This window comes from Bradyrhizobium sp. AUGA SZCCT0283 (assembly GCF_018130385.1).
In the GTDB taxonomy this organism is placed as follows: Bacteria; Pseudomonadota; Alphaproteobacteria; order Rhizobiales; family Xanthobacteraceae; genus Bradyrhizobium.
On sequence record NZ_JAFCLU010000043.1, the window covers coordinates 40935 to 47657 of the forward strand.

Annotated in this window: 8 protein-coding genes; 6 read left to right on the forward strand and 2 right to left on the reverse strand. The window is 62.7% G+C overall.

Going from position 1 to position 6723, the window contains the following annotated elements:
• Window positions 1-95: 95 nt before the first annotated feature.
• A complete protein-coding gene (locus tag JQ624_RS34325) occupies window positions 96-1373 on the forward strand; it encodes an alpha-glucosidase/alpha-galactosidase (RefSeq protein WP_212423307.1) in 1278 nt (425 codons plus the stop codon).
• Between the two features lie 143 nt (window positions 1374-1516).
• The gene (locus JQ624_RS34330) at window positions 1517-2080 is read left to right on the forward strand and encodes a GNAT family N-acetyltransferase (RefSeq protein WP_409334406.1); all 564 of its coding nucleotides are present in this window, start codon (window positions 1517-1519) and stop codon (window positions 2078-2080) included.
• A gap of 144 nt (window positions 2081-2224) precedes the next feature.
• On the opposite strand, the gene JQ624_RS34335 is transcribed toward JQ624_RS34330, so the two are convergent.
• Entirely contained in the window at window positions 2225-2536 is a 312-nt protein-coding gene (locus JQ624_RS34335) for a hypothetical protein (RefSeq protein WP_212423309.1), read from the reverse strand.
• Between the two features lie 299 nt (window positions 2537-2835).
• Here JQ624_RS34335 and JQ624_RS34340 point away from each other — a divergent pair, with 299 nt between their 5' ends.
• From JQ624_RS34340 to JQ624_RS34350, 3 genes are all read left to right on the forward strand, one after another.
• Window positions 2836-4134 carry a sulfite oxidase gene (locus tag JQ624_RS34340; protein WP_212423310.1) on the forward strand — a complete coding sequence of 433 codons (1299 nt, stop codon included), beginning with the start codon at window positions 2836-2838 and terminating at the stop codon, window positions 4132-4134.
• Window positions 4131-4481 (forward strand): hypothetical protein, encoded by a 351-nt coding sequence (locus tag JQ624_RS34345; RefSeq protein WP_212423311.1) that lies wholly within the window; start codon window positions 4131-4133, stop codon window positions 4479-4481. Before JQ624_RS34340 ends, JQ624_RS34345 begins: the two co-directional genes overlap by 4 nt.
• A gap of 81 nt (window positions 4482-4562) precedes the next feature.
• Complete coding sequence (locus JQ624_RS34350; RefSeq protein WP_212423318.1) at window positions 4563-4784, forward strand: hypothetical protein; 222 nt, start codon at window positions 4563-4565, stop codon at window positions 4782-4784.
• A 96-nt stretch (window positions 4785-4880) separates the two neighbouring features.
• On the opposite strand, the gene JQ624_RS34355 is transcribed toward JQ624_RS34350, so the two are convergent.
• Complete coding sequence (locus tag JQ624_RS34355) at window positions 4881-5090, reverse strand: dodecin (protein ID WP_212423317.1); 210 nt, start codon at window positions 5088-5090, stop codon at window positions 4881-4883.
• Window positions 5091-5448: 358 nt separating this feature from the next.
• On the opposite strand from JQ624_RS34355, the gene JQ624_RS34360 reads away from it, so the two are divergent.
• The gene (locus JQ624_RS34360; protein ID WP_212423312.1) at window positions 5449-6537 is read left to right on the forward strand and encodes a TRAP transporter substrate-binding protein; all 1089 of its coding nucleotides are present in this window, start codon (window positions 5449-5451) and stop codon (window positions 6535-6537) included.
• Window positions 6538-6723 lie beyond the last annotated feature (186 nt).

Genomic DNA, 6723 nt, shown 5'->3' on the forward strand with positions numbered 1-6723 from the left:
CTGATCTGGATCAAACCGGCGTCCCTTGGCCTGTGCCGTAGTTCTTGCCGGATCGCTCCGAGCGGTTCGGCAAAGCGGCAGCCAGGGAAGCGAACATGGCGGTCACCAAAATCGTCTTTCTCGGCGCAAGCAGTGCTTCGTTTGGCATCAGCATGTTCCGGGACCTTTTCTCTAGCCAGGATCTGGCCGGCAGCACGCTGGTGCTGGTCGGCAGGAATGCCGACCGGCTTGCGCGCGCCATGCGTGTCGCAACGCTGCTCAATGAGAAATCCGGCGCGGGACTGAAGATCGAATGCACGACCGATTGGCGGGCCGCTCTCGACGGTGCGGAGTTCGTCGTCCACGCGACGGCGGTCGATCGCAACCGGCTCTGGAAGCTCGATTGGGAGGTGCCGCGCAAATACGGCATCCGCCACACCCTGGGTGAGAATGGCGGTCCGGGCGGATTGTTCTTCACCCTGCGCACCTTGCCGGTGGTGTTCGATTTCGTGCGCGAGATGGAGCGGCGTTGCCCGCGGGCGCTGTTCATCAATCTCTCCAATCCGGAGAGCCGTATCGTTCTGGCGCTCGGGCAATACAGCAGGATCCGTACCATCGGTCTCTGCCACGGAATTTTTCTGGCGCGCGACCAGGTCGCCGCCATTCTGGGGTTGCCTGCCGAGCGGGTGGACGTATGGGGCGCCGGCCTCAATCATTTCCAGTGCCTGGTGCAGATACGCGACCGCGAGACCGGCGCCGACCTCTATCCGGCGCTGCGCGAAAAGGAAAAGGACTTCGAGCCGTCGGTTGCCCCACTGACGCGCAATCTGTTCCGGGCCTTCGGCTATTGGCTCGGTTGCGGCGACGGCCATGTCGGGGAATATCTGTCATTCGGCTGGGAAGCCGGCGAGGGTGGATACGATTTCGAATGGGACGAAAGTTCGCGGGCGAAGACGGAACGGACGATCGACGACGTGCTCTCGGGAACGACGGAAATTCCGTCGTGGTGGCTGACCCCGTCCGGCGAGCGCGCCGTCACCGTCATTGCGGCGGTGCTTCATCACCGCAAGCAATTGATCGAATCCGGCGTGGTCTATAATCAGCGCGTCATTCCGAACCTTCCGGCCGCCGCCGCCGTGGAGGTTCCCGTACTGGCTGACAGGGCAGGCATCCACCCCGTTTCGCTTGGCCCGTTGCCCGATCCGATCGCCAAACTCATGACCGTCCAGATCAACGTGCAGCAGTTGGCCGTCGAGGCCGCGGTGCAGGCTTCGAAAGAGCTGGCGCTGCAGGCGCTGCTGATAGATCCCGTCGTCAATTCCGCGGTAGCGGCGCGAAGCCTCCTTGATGAACTCTGGGAAATCAACCGGCCCTATATCCGCAAATGCGTCTAGCGCCGCGGCTTCGTATCCTGCTTTCAAGGGCGCCGGAATATCGCTACTAATCACGCCTGCCGGGAAGGCTTACCTGGGAAATGTCGGTTCAGATCACCTATCGCATGGCATGCCCCGACGACAGTCGCGATATCGCACGGTTCATGTGCATCGCCGGCGGCGGTATCTATGAATTCCTGTTCGACGATCTGATCCCGTTTGTGACGGCAGTCGACTTGTTGTCGAGCGGCATCGGCGGCGAACAATATCCCATCTCGTACCGAAATTGCTGCGTTGCCTCGCTCGGCCGCGACGGCGAAATCGTCGCCGCCGCCAATGTTTTTCCCGCCGATCTGCTGAAGGAAGACCAGTTTGTGCTGCTCGGCTCCGAGCGCCACAATCACATCCGGCCGATGTTGGAGCTTCAGGACTGGGGTAGCATGTTCCTGAACAGCCTGGCAGTCAGCGACGCACATCGCGGTTCCGGCATCGGTGCAACATTGCTCGGTTGGGCCGAAGCCCGGGCGGCGGAAGCGGGTTACGATCGCTTGAGCCTGCACGTATGGGCCGACAACACCCCTGCCGTGAATTTCTACGAGGCTCGGCGCTTCGTCCGGGTCGGTACCGCCAGGATCCCGGCGCATCCAAGGCTTCCTCATATTGGCGGCAGCATCCTGATGCGCCATGCGATCTCCGGCGACGGCATGATCGCGGCTAATTCTAGATAGCCGCGCCGAGCTCAATCTGGTCGGGCTCGCGATGCGCGCCGAGCGCAAGGTGATTGACAAGATCGTCGACGGGCTGAAGTTTCACAGCCAGAGTCATCTCCGCGCAAGCGCGGAAGCCGAGCAGTGACCGTTTGCACCCGAACCCTACAGTCCGACAAATCCACGCAGCTTCTTGACTGTTTCGGCCGCGTCCCTGGCTTCCTCGGTTGTGAGAACGGTGATCTCGCCAGTACGCCGGTGCAACACGCTGTGATGGATTGCCGCGCCTGAAAGACCGTCCACGTCCGACTTTACCGCGATGTCGTCGATGTCGGCGAGCGCGAACTCGACCGGCTTCTTGTTCCACAGCAGCATTTTCTGCTGCAGCGTCGCCTTGCCGTAATCCTTGTCCAGCGTAAGCGTCGTCGAGCCTGCTTTCAAAATGAGCTTGCGCGGAGCTTCTTCGATACTAGCCATGGCAGGTCTCCCGCTGGTTCCCTTTCACATGCCAGTTATCGGGCAATTCTAATCCAGAACGCGGCGACCGAACAGGCCACGTTGGTCGGTGCGGGAGGATGCCGCAGTTGCGGCTTTTGGTTTGCCGGCGCTCTGCGCCGTCGCAGTCCCGCGTCGGGCGGCCTGTCGGCGCGGTCGCGGTTGCGGCCTCTGGCGGTCTTGCGGCACGGCCGCAAAACGCAAATACTCCTCTTAAGTTGGGTTTCCGATGGAAAGCCCGGCCAAGAAAGCCCGGGAGCGGGCAACAAGGGAGAGACGTCATGGCGCGGGAAACCGGGGGCAATACGGCTGACGGCAACAAGTTCGAGACCAGCCGGCGCAGATTTCTGGGCAGTTCAGGTCTGGCGGCGATCGGCGCCGTCATCGGCGGCGTCCTGCCGCTCTCGCGCGATGGCGGCGGCATTCCCCAGGCTCGCGCGCAGGCGGCTCCGGCTGCCGCGCCCGCGGCCAAGGGGCCGCAATACCTGAAATTCCCCGGCAAGAGCGAAGGCCTCGTCGTGCTTGGCGAAAAGCCGCTGGTCGCCGAGACGCCGGAAAGCCTGCTCGATGACGACACCACGCCGATCGAGAAATTCTACATCCGCAACAACGGGCAGATCCCCGAGGAGGCGAAGGATCCCGACGCCTGGAAGATCACCATCGACGGTGAGGTCAACAACAAGACCGAGATCACGCTCGGCGAATTGAAATCGAAATACAAGGCGGTGACGCGGCGCATGGTGCTGGAATGCGGCGGCAACGGCCGCGCGGGATTCTCGCCGCCGGCGCGCGGCAACCAGTGGACCAATGGCGGGGCGGGCTGCGCGGAATGGACCGGCGTACCGCTCGCCGATGTGCTGAAGAAGGCCGGCCTGAAGCCTGCCGCGAAATACACTGCGCATTATGCCGCCGATCTGCATCTGTCGGGCGACGCCGGCAAGCCGAGCCTTTCGCGCGGCGTGCGCATCGAAAAGGCCATGGACCCGAACACGATGATCGTGTGGGCCATGAACGGCAAGCCGCTGCCGAACATCCACGGCGGGCCGGTGCGCCTGATCGTGCCGGGCTGGGCCGGATCGGCCTCGCAGAAATGGCTGACGCGCATCACCATCCGCGACCGCGAGCATGACGGCCCCGGCATGACGGAGTTTTCCTACCGCACGGCGATCAAGCCGATGGTGCCCGGGGGCAAGGCCGATCCGGCGAATTTCCGCATCCTGGAATCGATGCCGGTGCGCTCCATCATCACCAATCCGGCGAACGGCGCAAAATTCGCCGCCGGCACCAAGGAGCTGAAGCTGCGCGGCGCCTCCTGGGCCGGCGATCTCACCGTCAGGCAGGTGGATATCTCGACCGATTTCGGCGCGAACTGGCAGCGGGCGACGCTGGTAAAGCCGAAGAACAAATATGACTGGCAGCGCTGGACCGCGACCATCAAGCTGCCGACCGACGGCTATTTCGAAATCTGGGCGCGCGCCACCGATTCCAGGGGCGCGATGCAACCGCATCAGGCCGGCTTCTGGAATCCGCAAGGCTATGGCGGCAACGCCATGCACCGCATCGCCGTGCTGGTCGGATGATGCAGCGTTTGGCGTGGCTCGCCTTGGCCGGCATGCTGTTGATAGCGCCGGCCACGGCGCAAACGACCTTCACCCCGCGCGACGAAAGTCCGGAGGAGTTCGCCGCGGGCGCCGGCCGCGACGAGACCTTCTACGCCTGCACCGCCTGTCACGGCTTCCGCCTGGTGGCGCAGCAGGGCATGACGCGCGCGCAGTGGGAGGATTCGATCAACCTGATGATCCGCCGCCACAACATGCCGCCGCTCGACGCCAAGGACCGCGAAAAGGTGCTGACCTATCTCGAAGCGGCCTATCCGCCGCGCGCGCCGGCGGGCCGGGGAGGCTGGGTGAACCCGTTTGCGAAGTGAGTGCCTGGATTCCAGCTATGCCCTTGACGCCGCCGCGCGCCAAGCCAGAATGGCCGGCGGCTCGCGCCGGGAGGCGGTGATATGAGGTTTTTGATTACTGCGCAGGATACGGCGGGAAACGTGACCCTCAACCGGGGGTCGGTTCCGGCTGCGTTGAAGAAAGCCACAGAACTGATGTCGGACGGCTGCTGGAACGTCGAGATCGTAACGCCCGATGGGGCCACCTATCACCCCGGCGAGTTCGATCAGTTGAGAGCGCGCGTTGGCCCGGCGGGCCCCGATCTATCGCTGACCGCGCAATAGCGGACGTCCATTTGATCAGCCGGCAGGGCAAGTCCGTACGCGTCAGATGCGTCGGCCCCTTGACGCGCTCTGCACGTCTTGCTGCCTCGCCCGGAATTACCCTTCCAGGGTAAATCCAACCCGCAAGGTGACCTGGTAGTGGCGCACGGACCCATTCTCGATGTGGCCCCTCGTTTGCACCACCTCGAACCATTTCATGGAGCGAATGGTTTTTGACGCGCGGGTGATTGCATTCTGAATGGCATCCTCGATGCTTTTTTCGGAAGATCCGACGAGTTCGAGGATCTTGTAAACGTGGTCTTTCATTTCGGCAGGATCCGGCACGGCGAACCTCCGTTGTCATGTGGGGGCAATCCAGGTTTATCTCCCCACGGCGGCGTCTTGATCCGACGTGAGCCAACGCCATGCTCTCGTCCGGGTTCCGACGATCCGTCATGAATGGCGGGGCAGGACCGTCTGATAGGCCCGTGCCTGAGACGATGTGCGATTCCCGGGTTGCGGCGGTGCGCATTGGTTTTAGTGTAGGGCGACAGCGCACTAAATTGCTCGGTTTCGCGCTTCCACGCATGCCCCGAAGTTCGTTATGCTGAGGGCCAAATGGTCCCGGAAGGCTCTATGCGCGCCCCGTGCCAATGGACTTGCATCTCAAGGGAGTGAGCACATCATGAAACGCCGGACGTTCCTCAAAGGCGGCGCCGTGGCCGGCGCGACGGCGCTGGTTGCGGCGCCTGCGATCGCGCAAGGTGCGCCCGAGATCAAGTGGCGTCTGACCTCAAGCTTTCCGAAGGCGCTCGACACCATCTTCGGCACGGCGCAGACCTTTGCGAAATACGTGGCTGATGCCACCGACAACAAGTTTCAGATCCAGACCTTTGCGGCAGGCGAGATCGTGCCCGGCCTGCAGGCGCTCGATGCCGTGAGCACCGCGACCGTCGAGATGGCGCAGACGCCGCTCTATTTCTACATCGGCAAGGAGCCGGCGCTGGCCTATGCCACCGGCGCGCCTTTCGGCATGAACCATCGCCATCAGCATTCCTGGTGGACGTTCGGCGGCGGCGCCGAGCTCTGCAACGAGGCGCTGAAACCGTTCAAGACGCATGCCATTCTGTGCGGCAACTCCGGCACGCAAATGGGCGGCTGGTTCCGCAAGGAGATCAAGACCGTCGACGATCTCAAGGGCCTCAAGTTCCGCATCGCGGGCATGGGCGGCCATGTGCTCGCCAGGCTCGGCGTGGTGCCGCAGCAGATCGCGGGCGGCGATGTATATCCGGCGCTCGAGAAGGGGACAATCGATGCCGCGGAGTTCGTCGGTCCCTATGACGACGAGAAGCTCGGTTTCTACAAGGTGGCGAAGTACTACTACTTCCCCGGCTGGTGGGAAGGCGGGGCGATGCTGCACATGATCGTCAATGAAGAGAAGTGGAATGCGCTTCCCAGGCAATACCAGGCGGTCCTCAACCAGGCCGGTTCGGCCGCGGGCGCGTGGATGATCGAAAAATATGACAGCGTCAATCCTGCCGCTTTGAAGCGGCTTGTCGCGGGCGGGGCTGAGCTGCGCGCATTCCCGCAGCCGGTCATGGAGGCCTGCTACAAAGCCACGCAGGACCATCTGAACGAAATTGCCGAGAAGAGCCCGCTATTCAAGAAAACAAAAGAGAGCCACGACGCGTACATGAAGGAAGTGCTGTTCTACACGCAGATCGCTGAGAATTATTACGACAACTACCTGCTCGGCAAAATGCGCAAGGGGTGAGGACTAGGACGAAAACGTAGCCCGCATGAGCGGAGCGATATGCGGGATCTGCCCCGGATGTCGCTGCGCTCATCCGGGCTTGTATGGGGTTGTGGTTGTCAAGGGGAAAGATTGATCAGGGCATGTGTTGCTCCTGGTTGTTGTCGTGGAGCGCGCTGCGCTCGCAGTGGCTGTTTCGTTCCGATG